This is a genomic window from Pseudomonas sp. Fl5BN2 (assembly GCF_009908205.1).
Classification (GTDB): Bacteria; Pseudomonadota; Gammaproteobacteria; order Pseudomonadales; family Pseudomonadaceae; genus Aquipseudomonas.
This window is the reverse complement of record NZ_JAAARL010000002.1, coordinates 50520-67206: the sequence shown is the minus strand read 5'-3', so window position 1 is coordinate 67206 and position 16687 is coordinate 50520. Positions and strand designations below refer to the sequence as shown.

Below are 16687 nucleotides of genomic sequence, written 5' to 3'. Positions count from 1 at the left end.
ATCTAGTCTTGGCAGCCTCAGGGAGGATTCGTCATGTACCGTTTCTTCGAGCAGCTCAGTTCCCGAATCGCCGCGCCCTTTGTGGGTGATCGTTCACGCAATGGCAAGCTCTGGTCGTGCCGCTGCGGGCAGTCGCTGTTCTTTCGCAACAGCCAGTGCCTGGCCTGTTCGGCCATGCTTGGCTATGCCGCGCCATTGAGTTGTTTATCCTCTCTGCAGCCAGGGCCTGCGGCTGAAACCTGGGTGTTCGATGCCAAGCCCGAAGCGGGTGCGTTCAAACGCTGCGCCAATCTCGATACCCCTGCAGCCTGCAACTGGTTGCTGCCTGCCCACCTGACCGGCAGCCTGTGTGTGGCCTGTAGTCTGAATCGCACTATTCCCGATCTTTCGGTGCCTGAGAATCCTGAGCGTTGGCGCAAGGTGGAAATCGCCAAGCGCCGGCTAGTGGCGCAATTGGTTGACCTGGGGCTGCAGGTCATCCCCAAGAGCGAAGACGAAGATGCTGGGCTGGCCTTCGACTTCATCGGTATCGACCTGGAGGGCAGGGCGCCTATTACCGGGCATGCCAATGGCCTGATCACCCTGGATATCAAGGAAGCTGACGACGCCCATCGCGAACAGGTTCGGGCGCAGATGCACGAGCCTTATCGTACCCTGCTTGGGCATTTTCGCCATGAGGTGGGGCACTACTACTGGGACCGCTTGATTGCCAATAGCCAGTGGCTGGAACCCTTTCGCAGCCTGTTTGGTGACGAGCGCTACAGCTACGCCGAAGCCCTGGACCGGCACTACCAGGAAGGCGCACCGATTGGCTGGCAACAGAGCCATGTCAGCGCCTATGCCACGATGCACCCCTGGGAAGACTGGGCAGAAACCTGGGCCCACTACCTGCACATGATGGACGCGGTGGACACCGCCCTTGGTTTCGGCATGAGCGCTCGCGACATGGATCTCGACTACCAGCCATTTCTCCTGGCCACCCTGTACGATCCGCAGCATCCCGGTGGTCCGGCGTTCCTGGCCTTCGTCAATGCCTGGATCGAACTGGCGGGCATGCTCAACGAGTTGTCACGCAGCATGGGGCAGCCGGACTTCTACCCTTTCATCCTGCCCCCTGCGGTGATCGCCAAACTGCATTTCATCCACTTGGTGATCCAGCAGGAAGGTGGCTGTGCTGACGAGGTACTGTCCCTGGATTGACCGCTGGCTGTGGTAGAGGGGCGAGCTTGCTCGCGAAGGTATCAACGTTATTCCGCAGCCCCTGCATCGCGAGCAGGATTGTTCCTGCACTACGGAGGGGGCTCTGCAGGTGTGGCAGGCGTGTGTCGGGGGAGGGCAGTGGGGTTTACTCGGTGCGGCATCCAAGTGCTTGAAGCTCATCAGATTTTTTAATCTGCAACGAGCGGTTGTAAGTTCAACTCAGATAGGTACAATGGCGCGGCTCGCCGACAGGCAAGCGTCGTTATGGTGACCCCATCGGTCCCCCCGCAACGATTACCCGTGAACCTGGTCAGAGCCGGAAGGCAGCAGCCACAGCGGGAACATTGTGTGCCGGGGTGTGGCTGGTGGGGTTGCCTCCATAACGCTCTCGTTGGTCCTCAACGAGTTTGATCAGAACCCATAAAATTTCGTCTCTGCACAGCGTCCTGGCTGCGTGGATTTTTTCGTGCCTGTGATTTAATCGCCGCCATATTTTCAACTCCGGGCTGTTCGAAAACGCTGGACACAGGCCTCAGCCGAGATGCCAGGGATTGCTAGCCGAGATTGATCTCTCGAGATGCTTCTGCGGAGAAAGGAGTGGTAATGGCGTTAACCAGTAAAATTTCCCTTTACGACTGTCAGTGGCCACTTGGATTCCTCGCCGAGAAAGACCGCATAGCCAAGGGATTTGGCGGCGAGCTGGTGGCTATTCATCATGTCGGTAGCACCGCGGTCTCTGGGCTGGCGGCCAAGCCGGAGATCGATCTCTTGGTTGTGGTCTCGGAGCACCGGGGGGAAGCGGCGCGCAATGCTTTCATGAGCACGTTGGGTTATGTCCGGGGCAGCGATCTTTCAGTGGGGCATCACTTTTATCGGCGAGATGTCGACGGTGTGCGAACCCACAAGGTGCATGTCTGCACCGGCGGCCATGAGCAGATTGGGCGTATGCTGCGTTTTCGCGATTTGTTGCGACAGGACGGCGACCTCCGCCAGCAATACCAGGACCTGAAGCTTCGGCTCGAAGCAAGCAATCGGCAGGGTATTGGCGAATATCTCGCACAAAAGGCACCCTTCATCGCGGCTGTGTTGGAGCGGCATCCGCAATGACGAGTGCCTGACTCCCGGTTAAGTCACCGCTCGCAACTCTCTGGGTGATAGCCCGTAGTGCTTGTGAAATCGCACCGCAATATGCGACGCCGAATCGCTTGGTTCGTTTGCGGGGTGAAACGGCCCCTGTCATGCCCCCAGTTTTTCCCGCAACAATTGTGCAAACGCATCCCTCGCGGGATGCCGTTGCACATCCTTGTGCCAGACAAAGCGGTTGTCCACTGGCAGTAGGTCGCTGAAGTGCTGCACGGTCAGCGTCGCCGATTGCGAGTAGCGTTCCAGCACGCCTTGCGGAATCAGCGAGACACCCGCGCCCACGCTGACGCAGCCGATGATGGTGCCCCAACTGGCATAGCCGGTAATCGGCAGGTCCAGCCCATGTTTACCCAGCCAGGTTTCCAGGGCGCGGCGATAGGGGCAGCCTGGTGGCCACATGAACAGGGTTTGCCCCTGCAGGTCATTGGCACTGCGGATCGGCGCGCTGGCGGCGCTGGAAATCAGCACCAGGGGTTCGCGGTAAAGCACCGTCTGCTGCAGTTTCGCCGGCAGGCTGTCGATGGCCACCAGCGCGCCGTCGATGCGCTGGTGCTGCAGTTCATCAAAGAGTTGCGACCAGGTGCCCGTCACCAATTCCACACTGACTTGTGGGTAACGCCGATGGTATTCCGCCAGCAGTGGCGGCAGGCGTCCGCCTGCGCAGGATTCGATCGAGCCCAGGCGCAGCAGGCCGCAGGGTTCGGCCTGGCTGTCCAGCGCGCGCTTGGCTTCGTCCACCAGGGCCAGGATGCGCTCGCTGTAGCCAAGGAAGATTTCCCCGGCAGGGCTGATTTTCAGGCCGTGCCCGGCGCGGGTGAACAGCGGGGTGCCGAGTTCGCTTTCCAGTTGCTTGAGGCGATTGCTGATGTTGGACGGCACGCAATGCAGTTGCTCGGCCGCGCGGGCGATGCTGCCGGTGCGGGCTACGGCCTTCACCATCTTCAGTTGGGTCAGTTCCATTGCTCATTTCCAGTGAGGAATGAGCTCAGTATCGGTTAATTGTGGTGAGCTGTAGAGGGCGGGACACTGCTGTTCTTTCTATCAGGGTGTCTTCCTTGTGACGATTTCGCCGATGTTCAAGCTGGTGCTGGCTACTGCTGCGGTCATTCTCTGTTGGGGCTATTCGCCGGTGGGCATTCATATCGGCCTTGAGGGCTACAGCCCTGGGCATTTGGCACTGCTGCGCTTTTTGATTGCTTCGCTGTTCATGGCAGGGATCGCACTGCTGATGAAAATATCCCGGCCGCACTGGCGCGATCTGCCCTGGTTGCTGGTGCTGGGGTTCTTTGCCATCGCTCTGCATCACGTCAGCCTCAACTATGGGCAGCAAGGGTTGAGTGCCGGGGCGTCCAGCGTGCTGGCGCAATCGGCGCCGATCTTCAGTTCGCTGATTGCCTTTTTCTGGCTCAAGGAACCGGTCAGCGGTTGGCGCTGGGGATGTGTGGTGATGGGGCTGGCGGGGGCGGTGCTGGTGGTTGTGGGTGACAAGGGGCTAGGGGCGATCGAGCCTCGCGGCTTGCTGGTGTTGTTGGCGGCGTTCTCCTGGGGGCTGTACTTCGTCTTGCAGCGGCGCTTTTCCGGACGCTACGGGGTCTTGACCACGGTCTGCTACATGGTTTGGTGCGGTACGTTGTTATTGTCGGTGTATACGCCGGGGTTGGCGCAGGCAGTGCTCCAGGCGTCGTGGCGGGTGAATGTGGCGGTGTTGCTGCTGGGGGTGTTTCCCAGTGCGTTGGCGTATCTGGCCTGGGCTTATGTGTTGGCGCGGGTTGAGGTCAGTCGGGCGTCAATCGCCATGTACCTGATCCCGCCGGTGGCGATGCTGTTGGCCGCAACGGTACTGGGTGAATCAGTGCAATCTGGCGTGGTGCTGGGGGCGGCGGTGGTGCTGGGCAGTGTGATGGCCATGCAGTTGGAGGGGCGTTGGCGGCAGCGGCGCCTCGGCCGATCGACGATCTTGCCAAGGGCGCGTCAGGACGCGCGCGGGGTGATTGATAAGCCATAACGCCCCTGGGAGCGGGGCGTCGTGCTCGGTAGATCAGCTCTTTTTCTTGAACAGCCTGCCGGCGAACGCGGCGATGGCAAGTACGCCCAGGACGATGAATTTCTTGCCGGCCAGGAGCAATACCCCGAGTTTGGCGAACAGCCCGGCCTTGCTGGCGATACCGCCGGCTACCAGTGCGGCCAGGCCGTAGGAGGCCAGCTTGTCGGTGCTCGGGTTGTAGTCGGCGTAACGGTTGCCGTCGGTGAAGTTGGTGAAGGCCAGCACTTTGGGTATTTCGCGCTTGATGGTGGCCAGGTCGTCCATGGAGGCGACAGCATTGAGTTCCAGCACGCCTTCGCGCCCCAGCACGCGGATGCTGTAGTTCAGGGTGTTGCTCTCTGCCCCTTCGGCCTTGAGCTCGCGGGCCCAGTACATCTTGTGGGACTGCGCGTCGTAGCTCGGCTGTTCGGCCCAGCCCAGCAGGTGGATGGCGCTGTAGCCCTGTTCCTTGCGCTGCTGATTGTCTTCCTTGTCGGCTTCCTGCATCTCTTTGAGCAGGTCCTGATAGTTGATCTTCTCTGCGTCGGCGTCGGAGATGTGGCCGTCATCCTTGTAGCTGATGATCACGCCCCAGCCTTCGGCGGACAGCGGGCTGACCGCGCTGGGCACGATCATGCCCAGGGTGCTGAAGCCTGGCGGGTTGCCCCAGCCTTCAGTGAGCAGCTTCTCGGTGTCCTTGGGAGAGAGGTAGTAAAACTCGTTGCTCAGGTCGAGGCTGGCAATATCCCCGGGCAGCTTGATGTTGCCGTGGCGCTGGGAGAGCGAGGCGAGAAATTGCTCGGCGGTCTGGGGCTCGGCGTCCTTGCCCTCATTCGAGGTGGCGGCACAAGCAAAGAATGGTGTGGCGCAGAGGATGGCCGCCGCCATGAGGAGGTGCAGGTACTTCATCGTATTCCCTTACAAACGGTGACAAGTCGGCGGGGAGGATAACGATGAGTACCGGTCGGCTCAATGAGACGTTTCTATTTATTTCTGTCAGCCGGCGAAGAGCTGGCAGTAGAAGGGCGGTGCTGGGGCTCGCGCCGGCTGATTGTCATCGGCCTAGTCGGCAGTCAGGTGCAGCACGCGCAAGCGATGCCCGTCCGGATCGAGGGCGACCAGGGTGTAGCCGAAATCCATCACGCTCGGCGCTTGGGCAATGGTCATTCCCAGGGCTTGCCAGTGCCGATGAAGTTCATCCACCGCTTCGCGACTGTCCACTGCCCAGCCCAGTTCGCCGCCACCCCCGGCAGCCTGGGCGCTCGGTTCCACGGTATGGCGGGACCACAGGCCGAGCTTGATCCCCGAGTCGAGAATGAACAGGGCAAAGGTCGGCGATGACTCCACCGGCGGTTTATCCAGCAGGCGGCGGTAGAACTCCGCACTGACGGCGGGGCTGTCCACATAGAGCAGGAAATAGGTGTTGCTGATCATGACGACTCCAGGGTCCTTGGGCTGTGCTGCAGGCACGAGCTTATGCGCGGAGGCTGTCAGTTCCTGTCAGGAGTCATGGATTAAAAAAGAGGCCAACTTATCAGGGTTGATAAGTGTGCCTCTTCTTGTTGATTTGTTGCGGGGCTCAAGGCTTGGACAAGGCCTGGTCTACCGCTGCTATCAGCTTTCCCAGATCCTTCGGGGTGGCTTTATGAATGACACCGAACAAATAAGCCCGCTGTTCCTCTTCGTCACCCAGATCGGCAAAGAAGGCTTTCAGCTTCACTCCCAGTACTTCGGCTAGCAGAAATAGAGCTTCAACGCTGGGGGTGTAGGTGCCGGTTTCGAAGCGGCTGATGGTTTTTGGGTCAAAACCGGTTTTTTCACCTAGTTCAGCCTGAGTAAGCCCCGCTAACTTTCGATAGCGCCTGATGGCTGCACCCAAACTTGAAATTTGCATCGCTCAATTCCCATTTAGAATCAAGAACTTAACGATAAATCTTTGCATTAGACAACACCATGATTCATCACCTTGCTTTGCAAAATGTGATGTATTTCGTAGAATCGGCGCTTCGAACAGGTATTTGGTGATCTAGTTTCAGAAGGCAGGTTTATGAAACAAGAAATCATTGCATTTCCCTTGTTCACCTAAACCGAGGACTTGGTAGAGGCTAGAACGTCTCGTTAATCCCGCCAACAGTCCGTCTGTCGTCCCTGCCTGACGCCTTATCTGATCCTAGTTGATCTCCGTCGAATCGACGGTCAACTGCCGCGCAAACCGCTGTACGGCTGCAATCAGGGCGACCCTTTCGATTGAGTCGTACTGCCTGGAAAGTACATCGCGAATCAATCTATTGCCGGGCTCCGGTAACTATTGATCGCAGGCTGTCTATGGAGTTCTAAAGTGCGTCTCAATTTGCCGGTCACCTCTATTGAGCAGACCTTTCCCGACCAGCAGCGGCTCATATCCGCCACCGATACCAATAGTCAGATTACCTATTGCAATGCCGAGTTCGCTGCCATGAGTGGTTTCAGCCAGGCCGAGCTGGTTGGCAGCCCCCATAACCTGGTGCGCCACCCGGATATGCCGGCGGCGGTATTCGAGTCGATGTGGGGCTACTTGAAGGCCGGCCAGAGCTGGATGGGCGTGGTGAAGAACCGCTGCAAGAACGGCAATTTCTATTGGGTCAGTGCTTATGTCACGCCGATTCTCGAGGATGGACGGCTGGTGGGTTACGAGTCGGTCCGGGTCAAGCCGACCCGGGAGCAGGTGAGTCGCGCCGAGGTCCTGTATGCGCGGTTGCGGGCCGACAAGTCGCCGGTCTCGGTCTGGCGACGCATGGAAGCCGCAGCCCGTCCGCTGCTGCTGCCGGTGGCAGTGGCGGTGGGTTGCCTGGCGGCGTTCAACTGGCTGCCAACGGCGGCGGCGCAAGGGGTGACGGTTGCGGGGTTCGTCGCTGTCGGGCTGCTGGCCCAGCGGCGCTTGGGGCAGCAGCTCAAGCAGATTGTCAGCAGCACCCCGAACACCTTTGCCGATCCGATCTGTGCCCTGGCCTACAGCGAAGCGCTGGGGCCGGCGGCGCAGTTGCAGATGGTCCTGGTCAGCGAAGAGGCGCGGCTGAAAACCGCCTTGACCCGTCTCAGCGATCTGGCGCGGCAGATGGCTACGGCGGCGGCCGACTCCAGCCTGCTGTCCAGTCGCACCGAGTCGGCCCTGCTGGAGCAGCGGGCCGAGACCGACATGACCGCTGCCGCCATGACCCAGATGGCCGCCTCGATCACCGAGGTGGCCGAACATGTGCAGCACACCGCCAGCGAGGCCCATACCGCCAACCTCCTGGCCCAGCAGGGCAGCCAGGTGGCGGGCACTTCGCGCGATGCCATCCAGCTGCTGGCCCGCACCGTCACCCAGATCAACCAGGCGGTGGGCGACCTGGCCGGACAGACCCAGGACATCATGGTGGCGGCGAGCATGATCCAGGCGATTGCCGACCAGACCAACCTGCTGGCCCTGAATGCCGCGATCGAGGCCGCCAGGGCCGGTGAGCAAGGCCGCGGATTTGCCGTGGTCGCCGACGAGGTGCGGGCCCTGGCCGGCAAGACTCGCGAATCGACCCAGCAGATTCAGGGGATCATCCAGAGCCTGCGGGCCGGTGCCGATGAAGCGGTGCAAATTGCCAGCCTGGGCATAGAGGAAGCCGAACAGGGCGTGCAACAGGTGTTGCAGGCGCAGCAGGCCTTGCAGGGGATCGGCGCGGCGGTTGAGCGCATTACTGACATGAGCCAGCAAATGGCCGCGGCATCCCAGGAGCAGTCACATGTAGCCGAATCGGTTTCCGAACAGATCAACAGTGTTGCTGCCACGGTGCAGCGCACTGCCGAGAATGCCAGCGCCGGAGTGGTTCGCGGCGCTGAGCTGGAAAACATCTCTTCCGGGTTGCGTGCCCTGGTCGAGCGGTTCAACCGCTAGCGACAGTGAGTTTGACTCATGGATGAGAAATACCGCAGGGCCGTCGATGCCGCCGCCATCTTCTCCGAGACTGATCTCGGCGGCAGCATCACCTATGTCAATGACCTGTTCTGCCAGGTGTCGGGCTATAGCCGCGAAGAGCTGATCGGTGCCAACCACCGGATGCTCAGTTCCGGGCTGCACCCGCAAGAGTTCTTTACCGGGCTGTGGCAGACCATCACCCAGGGACAGGTGTGGAAGGGCGAGATCTGTAATCGCGCCAAGGACGGCAGCCTGTACTGGGTCGACAGCACCATGGTGCCGCTGGTGGATCAGCGCTCTGGCAAGGTGGTGCGTTACGTATCGATCCGTTTCGATGTCAGCGAGAAGCGCCAGTTGCTGCACTCGCTGCAATGGCGGGTCGGACATGACGTACTTACCGGCTTGCCCAACCGGGCCTTTCTGTCGGACTTGCTGCATCAGGCCCTGGAATTCTCCCGTCAGGAGGATATTCCCCTGGCGGTGTGCATGCTTGATCTCGACGGCTTCAAGGCAGTCAACGATGGCTACGGACACGCCTGCGGTGACCTGCTGCTGGTGGAAGTGGCTGCGCGCCTGCGCTCGATCATCCGTGGTGAGGATGTGGTGGCGCGGCTGGCCGGTGACGAGTTTGTGCTGATCCTGCGTTATGTGCGCGACATGCTTGAGTTGCGCGCAGCGTTGCAGCGGGTGCTGACCACCATTTCCCAGCCGTATACGATCCAGGGCAAGGACATCAACGTCTTTGCCAGCATTGGCGTGACCCTGTTCCCCACCGATAACCATGACGCCGACACCTTGTTGCGCCACGCCGACCAGGCCATGTACGTAGCCAAGCAAAGCGGGCGCAATCGCTTCCATTTGTTCGATGTCCTGCGTGATCGCGAGGTGATGGTCACCTACCAGACCGTCGAACAGGTGCGCCAAGCGTTGAATACTGGCGAGCTGCACCTGTATTTCCAGCCCAAGGTCAATATGCGTAGCGGTGCGGTGGTGGGGTTCGAGGCAATGCTGCGCTGGCAGCACCCGCAGCGCGGCATGCTCGCCTCCCAGGAGTTTCTGCCACCGGTGGAGGAGACCGACCTGATCGTCGACATCGGCGAGTGGGTCATGGACCAGGTAATGACCCAGGTGCAATGCTGGCAAGCGGCGGGGCATGCCTGGCCGGTAAGCCTGAATATCGCGGCGCGGCATTTTCAGCGCACGGATTTTGTCGAGCGGCTCAAGGGCATGCTCGATCATTACCCGGATGTCTCGCCGCAATTGCTGGACCTGGAGATCGTCGAGTCAGTGGCGGTCGACAATATCCAGCGGGTCAGCGATTGCCTCGATGCGTGCCAGGGCCTTGGCGTGCAGTTTTCCCTGGGGGATTTCGGCACCGGCAATTCATCCCTCAGCTACCTCAAGCGACTGCGCACCCAGACCATCAAGATCGACCGGCTGTTTGTCCGCGACATACTTCACGACAGGGACGATCAGGCGCTGATCCAGGCTTTGGTGGGCCTGGCCCGGGCATTTGGCCGGCAGGTGGTCGCCGAGGGGCTGGAGAGCCTGGCGCATGGCGAGCAACTGATGGCTCTGGGCTGTGAGGTGGTTCAGGGAGACTTTATTGCCGCGCCGATGCCGGCCGATGCGGTTTTGACCTGGGTGCTGAGCTTCGAGCCACCACGGCCATGGCGCTGCGGCGCAGTTCAGGGTGAGGCAGTGCCAGAGGCTTGAGCGTGGGGCTGCAGGTCGACGTAGCGCTGGACGATGGCATCGATCTCGCCGGACACCTTCATTTTCTGCAGGGTCCGCAGAATCCGCTGTGCAGGCACCGCCGGGTCGTTGCGCACATAGCAGCTGACGGCTTGCTCCTGGAGCATGGCGACGCTGTACAGCGGGTTGCCTGATGCCTGGGTCTTGTTGAACCAGTCCAAGGTCCATTGGCTGGCGATGGCGTAGCGGTAACGCCCGACCACTAGCTTGCGTAATACCTGTTCCTCGTTGCGGGCGTCATCGCGAATCAGCTGGTTGGCGTCGAACAACGGCTGCAAGGGGGTGTAGGTGTAGCTGAGGACGGTGCCGATGTGCTGGCGGGACAACTCCTGCAGATTGACCACGGCGGGAATCTGGCTGCTGCTCACCAGCAGGTTGCGTTGCTCGAACAGTGGCACGCTCCATAGATAATCCCCGGACAGGTTCGGCAACCAGGCCTGGGCCGCGTAGCAGCGTATATCGACTTCACCCTGGGCCATGGCGTTTTGCACCCGGGCCCGGGCCAGGACGTGGAACTCGGCGTGGGTGCCCAAGTGCCGGGCCAGGCTGTTCATGGTGTCGTAGAGGATACCGGCGGTGGGTTGATCACCCTCGACCTGGATGGTCGGCATGGCCCAGCTGTCGGCGATGACAAAGCGCAAAGGCGGCTCTGCGGCCTCCAGGCCGGTACTGAGGAGAAGCAGGGCGCCCCAAGTCAAACGCATATGATCTCCACGGCTCAACGGGCGGGCAATCCTTTGCAAAATGCAGCTTAGACAGATTAGACGAGCGCGCCGGATGCAATTTCGCCCTTGCTCCGCTAGCATTACCGGCTTCCGCTTTCCAGTTGCGACGGTTTTCGATGAGTTATCAGGTTCTTGCACGTAAATGGCGTCCGCGCTCGTTCCGCGAAATGGTCGGCCAGACCCATGTGCTCAAGGCTCTGATCAATGCCTTGGACAGCCAACGGCTGCACCACGCCTATCTGTTTACCGGCACTCGCGGGGTGGGCAAGACCACCATCGCGCGAATCATTGCCAAATGCCTGAATTGTGAAACTGGCATCACTTCCACGCCGTGTGGCACCTGTTCGGTGTGCCGCGAGATCGATGAGGGGCGTTTTGTCGACCTGATCGAGATCGACGCCGCGAGCCGGACCAAGGTCGAGGACACTCGTGAACTGCTGGATAACGTGCAGTACGCACCGAGCCGCGGGCGCTTCAAGGTCTACCTGATCGACGAAGTGCACATGCTCTCCAGCCACTCGTTCAACGCCTTGCTCAAGACTCTCGAAGAGCCGCCACCCTACGTCAAGTTCATCCTGGCGACCACTGATCCACAGAAGCTGCCGGCGACCATCCTGTCCCGCTGCTTGCAGTTCTCCCTGAAGAACATGACCCCCGAGCGCGTGGTCGAGCACTTGAGCCACGTCCTCGGCGTGGAGAATGTGCCGTTCGAAGACGACGCGCTGTGGCTGCTGGGTCGCGCTGCCGACGGCTCGATGCGTGATGCCATGAGTCTCACCGACCAGGCCATCGCCTTTGGTGAAGGCAAGGTCATGGCCGCCGATGTACGGGCGATGCTCGGCACCCTTGATCACGGTCAGGTCTACGACGTCCTGCATGCGCTGATCAACGGCGACGCCAAGGCATTGCTGGAAGCGGTGCGTCATCTGGCGGAGCAGGGCCCGGACTGGAACGGCGTGCTTTCGGAAATTCTCAACGTCTTGCACCGGGTAGCGATTGCCCAGGCGCTGCCGGAAGGGGTCGACAACGGACAGGGCGACCGTGACCGGGTGCTGGCCCTGGCCCAGGCGCTGCCAGCCGAAGACGTGCAGTTCTATTACCAGATGGGCCTGATCGGCCGTCGCGACCTGCCATTGGCGCCGGATCCGCGAGGAGGCTTCGAAATGGTCCTGCTGCGGATGCTGGCGTTCCGCCCGGCGGATACCGCAGATGCACCGAGACAGCTACTAAAGCCAGTGGGGATCAGCCAGGCCACAGTTGATTCCGCCCAAGCCGTGGCGGTACCAGCACCTGCTGTGCCTGTAACTGCTGTTGCTCCTGTTGCCAGTGCCCCGGTTGCTCCGGCGGTGGCTTCTGTGGTCGCGCCTGAAACCGTCGCGCAGCCTGTTGCCGAGGTGGTTGCAGTCGCGCCTGAACCGGTGGTCGCCGAAGCGGTGATCGATCTGCCATGGAACGACCCGGCGGAGCCGCCGATCGAACAGCAACCGGCTGTGGAACCGGTGTTGGAGGTGGCCGCCGAACAGCCCGAACTGACGCCGATGCCGACGCCTACCCCGGACAGCGTGGTGCCGGATGCGCCGGAATGGGTCAATGCACCGGTGCCCGAGCCAAGCGTTGCCGATGTCGATGCCGCCACTCCGGGGATCGACCTGGACGATGAGCCGCCGCTGGACGAGGACTACATCGAGCCGGATATGGATTCGGCCTACAGCTACCTCGATGAGCTGGCCAGTGAGCACGCCGCCGAGCCAGCTCCTGAACCCGAACCGGAACCTGCTGCCCAGCCGGCCACCGGCCTGGCCCTGGAGTGGTTGCAACTGTTTCCGAAATTGCCGATCTCCGGCATGACCGGGAGCATCGCCGCCAACTGCACACTGATGGCTGTGGACGGTGACAATTGGTTGCTGCACCTGGACCCGGCCCACAGCGCACTGTTCAACGCCACCCAGCAGCGCCGGCTCAACGATGCGTTGAACCAGCACCATGGGCGCACCCTGAACCTCGCGATCGAGCTGATCAAACCCGAGCAGGAAACCCCGGCCCAGGCAGCCTCACGACGCCGTGCCAACCGCCAGCGCGAGGCGGAGGAATCGATCCACGCGGATCCGTTCATCCAGCAGATGGTCAAGGAGTTCGGTGCGGTGGTGCGTCACGATACTATTGAACCTGTCGAGGCCCTGGCCGCCCAGGGCTGATCACTTAAAGGGCGCCGGGCCACGGGTCGGGCGCTGTTTCTATCCGCGTAATTTGAGGTAATTCCCATGATGAAAGGTGGCATGGCCGGCCTGATGAAGCAGGCACAGCAGATGCAGGAAAAAATGGCCAAGATGCAGGAAGAACTGGCCAACGCTGAAGTCACCGGCAAGGCCGGCGGCGACATGGTCACTGTGGTCATGACCGGTCGTCACGACATCAAGCGTGTGAGCATCGATCCGAGCCTGCTGGAAGGTGTCAGCGAAGACGACCGCGAAGTACTGGAAGACCTGTTCGCCGCTGCAGTGAACGACGCGGTCCGCAAGATCGAGTCCAACAGCCAGGACAAAATGTCCGGCATGACCGCTGGCATGCAACTGCCACCCGGCATGAAGCTGCCATTCTGATTCGTCCAGGTGCATTGGATGGATTAAACAAGCCAGGCCTCGAGCCTGGCTTTTTTTGTGCTGTCGATAAGCGCATCGTCCCAGGCAAGACAGCTCTTGCCTGGGCTTGAGCTGTTGTAGGCGCTGATTGTTCGGTGAAGGCTGGATCACGCCCTTTGCTAGAAACATCGAACGCCAGGGCCCGCCCAGGGTCTGCACCCTATGCAGTTTCATTCAAGCTTGCTTAAAGGAGTGTCCAGGATGCCGCAGACATTGACCCTCAATCAGCGTGTGGTGCTGGTGTCCCGTCCCCAGGGCGCGCCGGTTCCGGAAAACTTCCGCCTGGAGCGCGTGGCCTTGGCGGAACTGGCGGATGGCCAGGTGTTATTGAAGACCCTCTACTTGTCCCTGGATCCCTACATGCGCGGGCGCATGAGTGACGCGCCGTCCTATGCCGCCCCGGTGGAGATAGGCGAGGTCATGACCGGTGGAGCTGTCAGTCGGGTCGAGCGTTCGCTGAACCCGAAGTTCCAGGAGGGCGATCTGGTGGTGGGCGCCACCGGTTGGCAAAGCCACTGCATTTGCGATGGCCGTAGCCTGATCCCGGTGCCGTCGGGCCTGCCTAGCCCGTCCATGGCCCTGGGTGTGCTGGGCATGCCCGGGATGACGGCTTATATGGGGCTGATGGACATTGGCCAGCCCAAGGCCGGGGAAACCCTGGTGGTGGGCGCTGCGTCCGGCGCGGTTGGCTCCGTGGTCGGGCAGGTAGCGAAGCTCAAGGGGCTGCGGGTGGTGGGCGTAGCCGGCGGTGCCGAGAAATGCCGCTACGTGGTTGAGGCGCTGGGGTTCGATGCGTGCATCGACCACAAGAGCGCCGACTTCGCCGATGAGCTGGCGCAGGCCTGCTTCAAGGGCGTGGACATCTACTTCGAGAATGTCGGTGGCAAGGTGTTCGATGCGGTACTGCCCTTGCTCAATCCCAAGGCGCGTATTCCCCTGTGTGGATTGATCGCCCAATACAACGCCCAGGAGTTGCCTCCGGGCCCGGACCGCCTGCCGCTGTTGCAGCGCTCGCTGCTGACCAAGCGGGTGCGTATCCAGGGCTTTATCGTCTTCGACGACTACGGCGACCGGCACTCGGAGTTCATCAAGGCCATGGCGCCCTGGGTGCGCGAAGGCAAGGTCAAGTTCAAGGAGGACGTGGTCGAGGGCCTGGAGCAGGCGCCGCAAGCCTTTATCGGCCTGTTGGAAGGGCGCAACTTCGGCAAGCTGGTGATCAAGGTCGCCTCGGACGCGAGCATTTGACGCTACCCCGAGGCGCGGGTATAAACCGCGTCTCGTTGTTTTGTCGGACCTTTGCCCATGAGCTTCAGCCCCCTGATTCGCCAACTGATCGATGCCCTGCGTACTTTGCCGGGCGTGGGTCAGAAAACCGCCCAGCGCATGGCCTTGCAGTTGCTCGAGCGTGATCGCAGCGGCGGCTTGCGCCTGGCCCAGGCCCTGAGCCTGGCCATGGAAGGCGTGGGGCATTGCCGCCAATGCCGAACCCTGACTGAAGACGAGTTGTGCCCGCAGTGTGCCGATCCGCGTCGTGACGACAGCCTGCTGTGCGTGGTGGAGGGGCCGATGGATGTGTACGCAGTGGAGCAGACCGGTTATCGCGGTCGCTACTTCGTCCTCAAAGGGCACTTGTCGCCCCTGGACGGCCTGGGTCCGGAAGCTATCGGCATTCCCCAGTTGCTGGCGCGGATCGCAGAGCAGGACAGCTTCAGCGAAGTGATCCTGGCCACCAACCCCACGGTGGAAGGTGAAGCGACGGCCCATTACATCGCCCAGCTCTTGGCCAACAAAGGTCTGATCACTTCGCGCATTGCCCACGGCGTGCCGCTGGGAGGTGAGCTGGAGCTGGTGGATGGCGGCACCCTGGCGCATTCATTTGCGGGGCGTAAACCCATCGCGTTGTAGTTCACGCTCCGTTCGCCGGCTCCTGCAGGCGAACGCTAGATGGATTTTGTTGAAAACCAAGCAAGCGCTTGGTAAGTTTCCTCGACCCTTCAGAGGAGCTTGCCGATGTCTGCCTGCCAGGAATACTTCGAACCCAGCCACCAGTTGGTCCGCGACAGTGTGCGACGTTTCGTCGAGCGTGAAATCCTCCCCGAGATCGATCAGTGGGAGGAGGCCGCGAGTTTTCCCCGCGAGTTGTATCTCAAGGCCGGCGCTGCCGGGATTCTTGGTATCGGTTATCCCGAAGTCCTGGGCGGCAGCCATGAAGGTGACCTGTTCGCCAAGATCGCCGCCAGCGAAGAGCTGATGCGCAGTGGTTCCGGCGGTTTGGTTGCAGGGCTGGGCTCGCTGGATATCGGTCTGCCGCCTATCGTCAAATGGGCGCGTGCCGAGGTGTCTGAGCGGGTCGCGCCGCTGGTGCTGTCCGGGGAGAAAATCTGTGCCCTGGCGGTGACCGAGCCTGGCGGTGGCTCGGACGTGGCCAATCTGCAGACCCGTGCGATACGCGACGGCGATCACTACCGGGTCAGTGGTAGCAAGACCTTTATTACCAGCGGCGTACGCGCCGATTTCTATACTGTCGCGGTGCGCACGGGCGAACCCGGTTATGGCGGTATCAGTCTGCTGTTGATCGAGAAAGGTACCCCAGGCTTCACCGTGGGCCGGCAGTTGAAGAAGATGGGGTGGTGGGCTTCGGACACCGCCGAGTTGTTCTTCGACGATTGTCGAGTGCCAGTGGGTAACCTGATCGGTGCCGAGAACCTGGGGTTTGCCTGCATCATGGGCAACTTCCAGAGCGAGCGCCTGGCCCTGGCGCTGATGGCCAACATGACCGCTCAGATGGCCCTGGAGGAAAGCCTGAAGTGGGCCCGAGAGCGTGAGGCCTTCGGCAAGCCGATTGCCAAGTTCCAGGTGCTTAAGCATCGTCTGGCGGAGATGGCGACAGCTCTGGAAGTCTCTCGGGAGTTCACCTACCGCCAGGCGGCGAAGATGGCCGCTGGCAAAAGTGTGATCAAGGAAATCTCCATGGCCAAGAACTTCGCCACTGATACCGCCGATCGCATTACCAACGATGCGGTGCAGATCCTTGGCGGCATGGGCTACATGCGCGAAAGCCTGGTGGAACGCCTGTACCGCGATAACCGCATTCTCTCCATCGGCGGCGGCACCCGTGAGGTGATGAACGAAATCATCAGCAAGCAGATGGGGCTTTAGGCAGTCACCTGCGGTCTGCGGTTCTTTGTGCCGCAGGGTATGGGCCCCAAGGCGGGAAGTCCCTGAGCATGGTGCTGATGACTTTGTCAGGAGTGCCGCTCAGCGGCCACAGAGTAAG

The 16687-nt window shown here is 61.2% G+C and carries 15 protein-coding genes, 1 other RNA gene and 1 pseudogene; 12 read left to right on the top strand and 5 right to left on the bottom strand.

The annotated features are described in order from the left end of the window. The first annotated feature begins 33 nt into the window (after positions 1-33). The 3 genes from GV819_RS02665 (at position 34) to GV819_RS02655 (ending at position 2307) form a co-directional block, all read left to right on the top strand. A complete protein-coding gene (locus tag GV819_RS02665; protein WP_161753238.1) occupies positions 34-1200 on the top strand; it encodes a zinc-binding metallopeptidase family protein in 1167 nt (388 codons plus the stop codon). A gap of 274 nt (positions 1201-1474) precedes the next feature. Further along, an RNA gene (ffs, locus tag GV819_RS02660) (signal recognition particle sRNA small type) lies at positions 1475-1571 on the top strand. Positions 1572-1803: 232 nt separating this feature from the next. Then, the gene (locus tag GV819_RS02655) at positions 1804-2307 is read left to right on the top strand and encodes a GrpB family protein (protein ID WP_161753236.1); all 504 of its coding nucleotides are present in this window, start codon (positions 1804-1806) and stop codon (positions 2305-2307) included. A 129-nt stretch (positions 2308-2436) separates the two neighbouring features. On the opposite strand, the gene GV819_RS02650 is transcribed toward GV819_RS02655, so the two are convergent. Next, complete coding sequence (locus tag GV819_RS02650; RefSeq protein WP_161753234.1) at positions 2437-3303, bottom strand: LysR family transcriptional regulator; 867 nt, start codon at positions 3301-3303, stop codon at positions 2437-2439. A gap of 112 nt (positions 3304-3415) precedes the next feature. On the opposite strand from GV819_RS02650, the gene GV819_RS02645 reads away from it, so the two are divergent. Beyond that, entirely contained in the window at positions 3416-4348 is a 933-nt protein-coding gene (locus tag GV819_RS02645; RefSeq protein ID WP_178125930.1) for a DMT family transporter, read from the top strand. 33 nt (positions 4349-4381) lie between these two features. On the opposite strand, the gene GV819_RS02640 is transcribed toward GV819_RS02645, so the two are convergent. The 3 genes from GV819_RS02640 to GV819_RS02630 all read right to left on the bottom strand — a co-directional run bounded on the left by GV819_RS02640 (position 4382) and on the right by GV819_RS02630 (position 6260). Then, positions 4382-5275 (bottom strand): DUF2167 domain-containing protein, encoded by an 894-nt coding sequence (locus GV819_RS02640; protein ID WP_161753230.1) that lies wholly within the window; start codon positions 5273-5275, stop codon positions 4382-4384. A gap of 153 nt (positions 5276-5428) precedes the next feature. After that, complete coding sequence (locus GV819_RS02635; RefSeq protein WP_161753228.1) at positions 5429-5800, bottom strand: VOC family protein; 372 nt, start codon at positions 5798-5800, stop codon at positions 5429-5431. A gap of 145 nt (positions 5801-5945) precedes the next feature. Continuing rightward, on the bottom strand, positions 5946-6260 hold the full coding sequence (locus GV819_RS02630; protein ID WP_161753227.1) for a helix-turn-helix domain-containing protein: 315 nt from the start codon (positions 6258-6260) through the stop codon (positions 5946-5948). 444 nt (positions 6261-6704) lie between these two features. Between GV819_RS02630 and GV819_RS33610 the strand changes: the two are divergent. The 3 genes and pseudogenes from GV819_RS33610 to GV819_RS02620 form a co-directional block, all read left to right on the top strand. Then, a pseudogene (locus GV819_RS33610) lies at positions 6705-6986 on the top strand (PAS domain-containing protein); the annotation flags it as partial. Between the two features lie 174 nt (positions 6987-7160). Next, a complete protein-coding gene (locus GV819_RS02625; protein WP_434738395.1) occupies positions 7161-8270 on the top strand; it encodes a methyl-accepting chemotaxis protein in 1110 nt (369 codons plus the stop codon). An 18-nt stretch (positions 8271-8288) separates the two neighbouring features. After that, positions 8289-10007, top strand: coding sequence for a putative bifunctional diguanylate cyclase/phosphodiesterase (locus tag GV819_RS02620; RefSeq protein ID WP_161753223.1), 1719 nt, complete (start codon positions 8289-8291; stop codon positions 10005-10007). Here GV819_RS02620 and GV819_RS02615 read toward each other — a convergent pair. Beyond that, complete coding sequence (locus GV819_RS02615) at positions 9980-10750, bottom strand: substrate-binding periplasmic protein (protein WP_161753221.1); 771 nt, start codon at positions 10748-10750, stop codon at positions 9980-9982. The genes GV819_RS02620 and GV819_RS02615 overlap by 28 nt on opposite strands. Positions 10751-10887: 137 nt before the next feature. On the opposite strand from GV819_RS02615, the gene dnaX reads away from it, so the two are divergent. From dnaX to GV819_RS02590, 5 genes are all read left to right on the top strand, one after another. Continuing rightward, positions 10888-12966 (top strand): DNA polymerase III subunit gamma/tau, encoded by a 2079-nt coding sequence (dnaX, locus tag GV819_RS02610; protein ID WP_161753219.1) that lies wholly within the window; start codon positions 10888-10890, stop codon positions 12964-12966. Between the two features lie 66 nt (positions 12967-13032). Beyond that, entirely contained in the window at positions 13033-13371 is a 339-nt protein-coding gene (locus GV819_RS02605) for a YbaB/EbfC family nucleoid-associated protein (RefSeq protein WP_161753217.1), read from the top strand. 240 nt (positions 13372-13611) lie between these two features. After that, positions 13612-14655, top strand: coding sequence for an NADP-dependent oxidoreductase (locus GV819_RS02600; RefSeq protein ID WP_161753215.1), 1044 nt, complete (start codon positions 13612-13614; stop codon positions 14653-14655). Positions 14656-14712: 57 nt separating this feature from the next. After that, positions 14713-15315, top strand: coding sequence for a recombination mediator RecR (gene recR / locus GV819_RS02595; protein ID WP_161753213.1), 603 nt, complete (start codon positions 14713-14715; stop codon positions 15313-15315). A gap of 105 nt (positions 15316-15420) precedes the next feature. Then, positions 15421-16569, top strand: a complete 1149-nt coding sequence (locus tag GV819_RS02590) for an acyl-CoA dehydrogenase family protein (protein ID WP_161753211.1) — start codon at positions 15421-15423, stop codon at positions 16567-16569. Positions 16570-16687: the final 118 nt, after the last annotated feature.

What these genes read in the sequence shown, in the direction of transcription:
- GV819_RS02665 (WP_161753238.1), top strand. Translation starts at nt 34, where the DNA reads ATGTACCGTTTCTTCGAGCAGCTCAGTTCCCGAATCGCCGCGCCCTTT.
- GV819_RS02655 (WP_161753236.1), top strand. Translation starts at nt 1,804, where the DNA reads ATGGCGTTAACCAGTAAAATTTCCCTTTACGACTGTCAGTGGCCACTT.
- GV819_RS02650 (WP_161753234.1), bottom strand. Translation starts at nt 3,303, where the DNA reads ATGGAACTGACCCAACTGAAGATGGTGAAGGCCGTAGCCCGCACCGGC.
- GV819_RS02645 (WP_178125930.1), top strand. Translation starts at nt 3,416, where the DNA reads ATGTTCAAGCTGGTGCTGGCTACTGCTGCGGTCATTCTCTGTTGGGGC.
- GV819_RS02640 (WP_161753230.1), bottom strand. Translation starts at nt 5,275, where the DNA reads ATGAAGTACCTGCACCTCCTCATGGCGGCGGCCATCCTCTGCGCCACA.
- GV819_RS02635 (WP_161753228.1), bottom strand. Translation starts at nt 5,800, where the DNA reads ATGATCAGCAACACCTATTTCCTGCTCTATGTGGACAGCCCCGCCGTC.
- GV819_RS02630 (WP_161753227.1), bottom strand. Translation starts at nt 6,260, where the DNA reads ATGCAAATTTCAAGTTTGGGTGCAGCCATCAGGCGCTATCGAAAGTTA.
- GV819_RS02620 (WP_161753223.1), top strand. Translation starts at nt 8,289, where the DNA reads ATGGATGAGAAATACCGCAGGGCCGTCGATGCCGCCGCCATCTTCTCC.
- GV819_RS02615 (WP_161753221.1), bottom strand. Translation starts at nt 10,750, where the DNA reads ATGCGTTTGACTTGGGGCGCCCTGCTTCTCCTCAGTACCGGCCTGGAG.
- dnaX (WP_161753219.1), top strand. Translation starts at nt 10,888, where the DNA reads ATGAGTTATCAGGTTCTTGCACGTAAATGGCGTCCGCGCTCGTTCCGC.
- GV819_RS02605 (WP_161753217.1), top strand. Translation starts at nt 13,033, where the DNA reads ATGATGAAAGGTGGCATGGCCGGCCTGATGAAGCAGGCACAGCAGATG.
- GV819_RS02600 (WP_161753215.1), top strand. Translation starts at nt 13,612, where the DNA reads ATGCCGCAGACATTGACCCTCAATCAGCGTGTGGTGCTGGTGTCCCGT.
- recR (WP_161753213.1), top strand. Translation starts at nt 14,713, where the DNA reads ATGAGCTTCAGCCCCCTGATTCGCCAACTGATCGATGCCCTGCGTACT.
- GV819_RS02590 (WP_161753211.1), top strand. Translation starts at nt 15,421, where the DNA reads ATGTCTGCCTGCCAGGAATACTTCGAACCCAGCCACCAGTTGGTCCGC.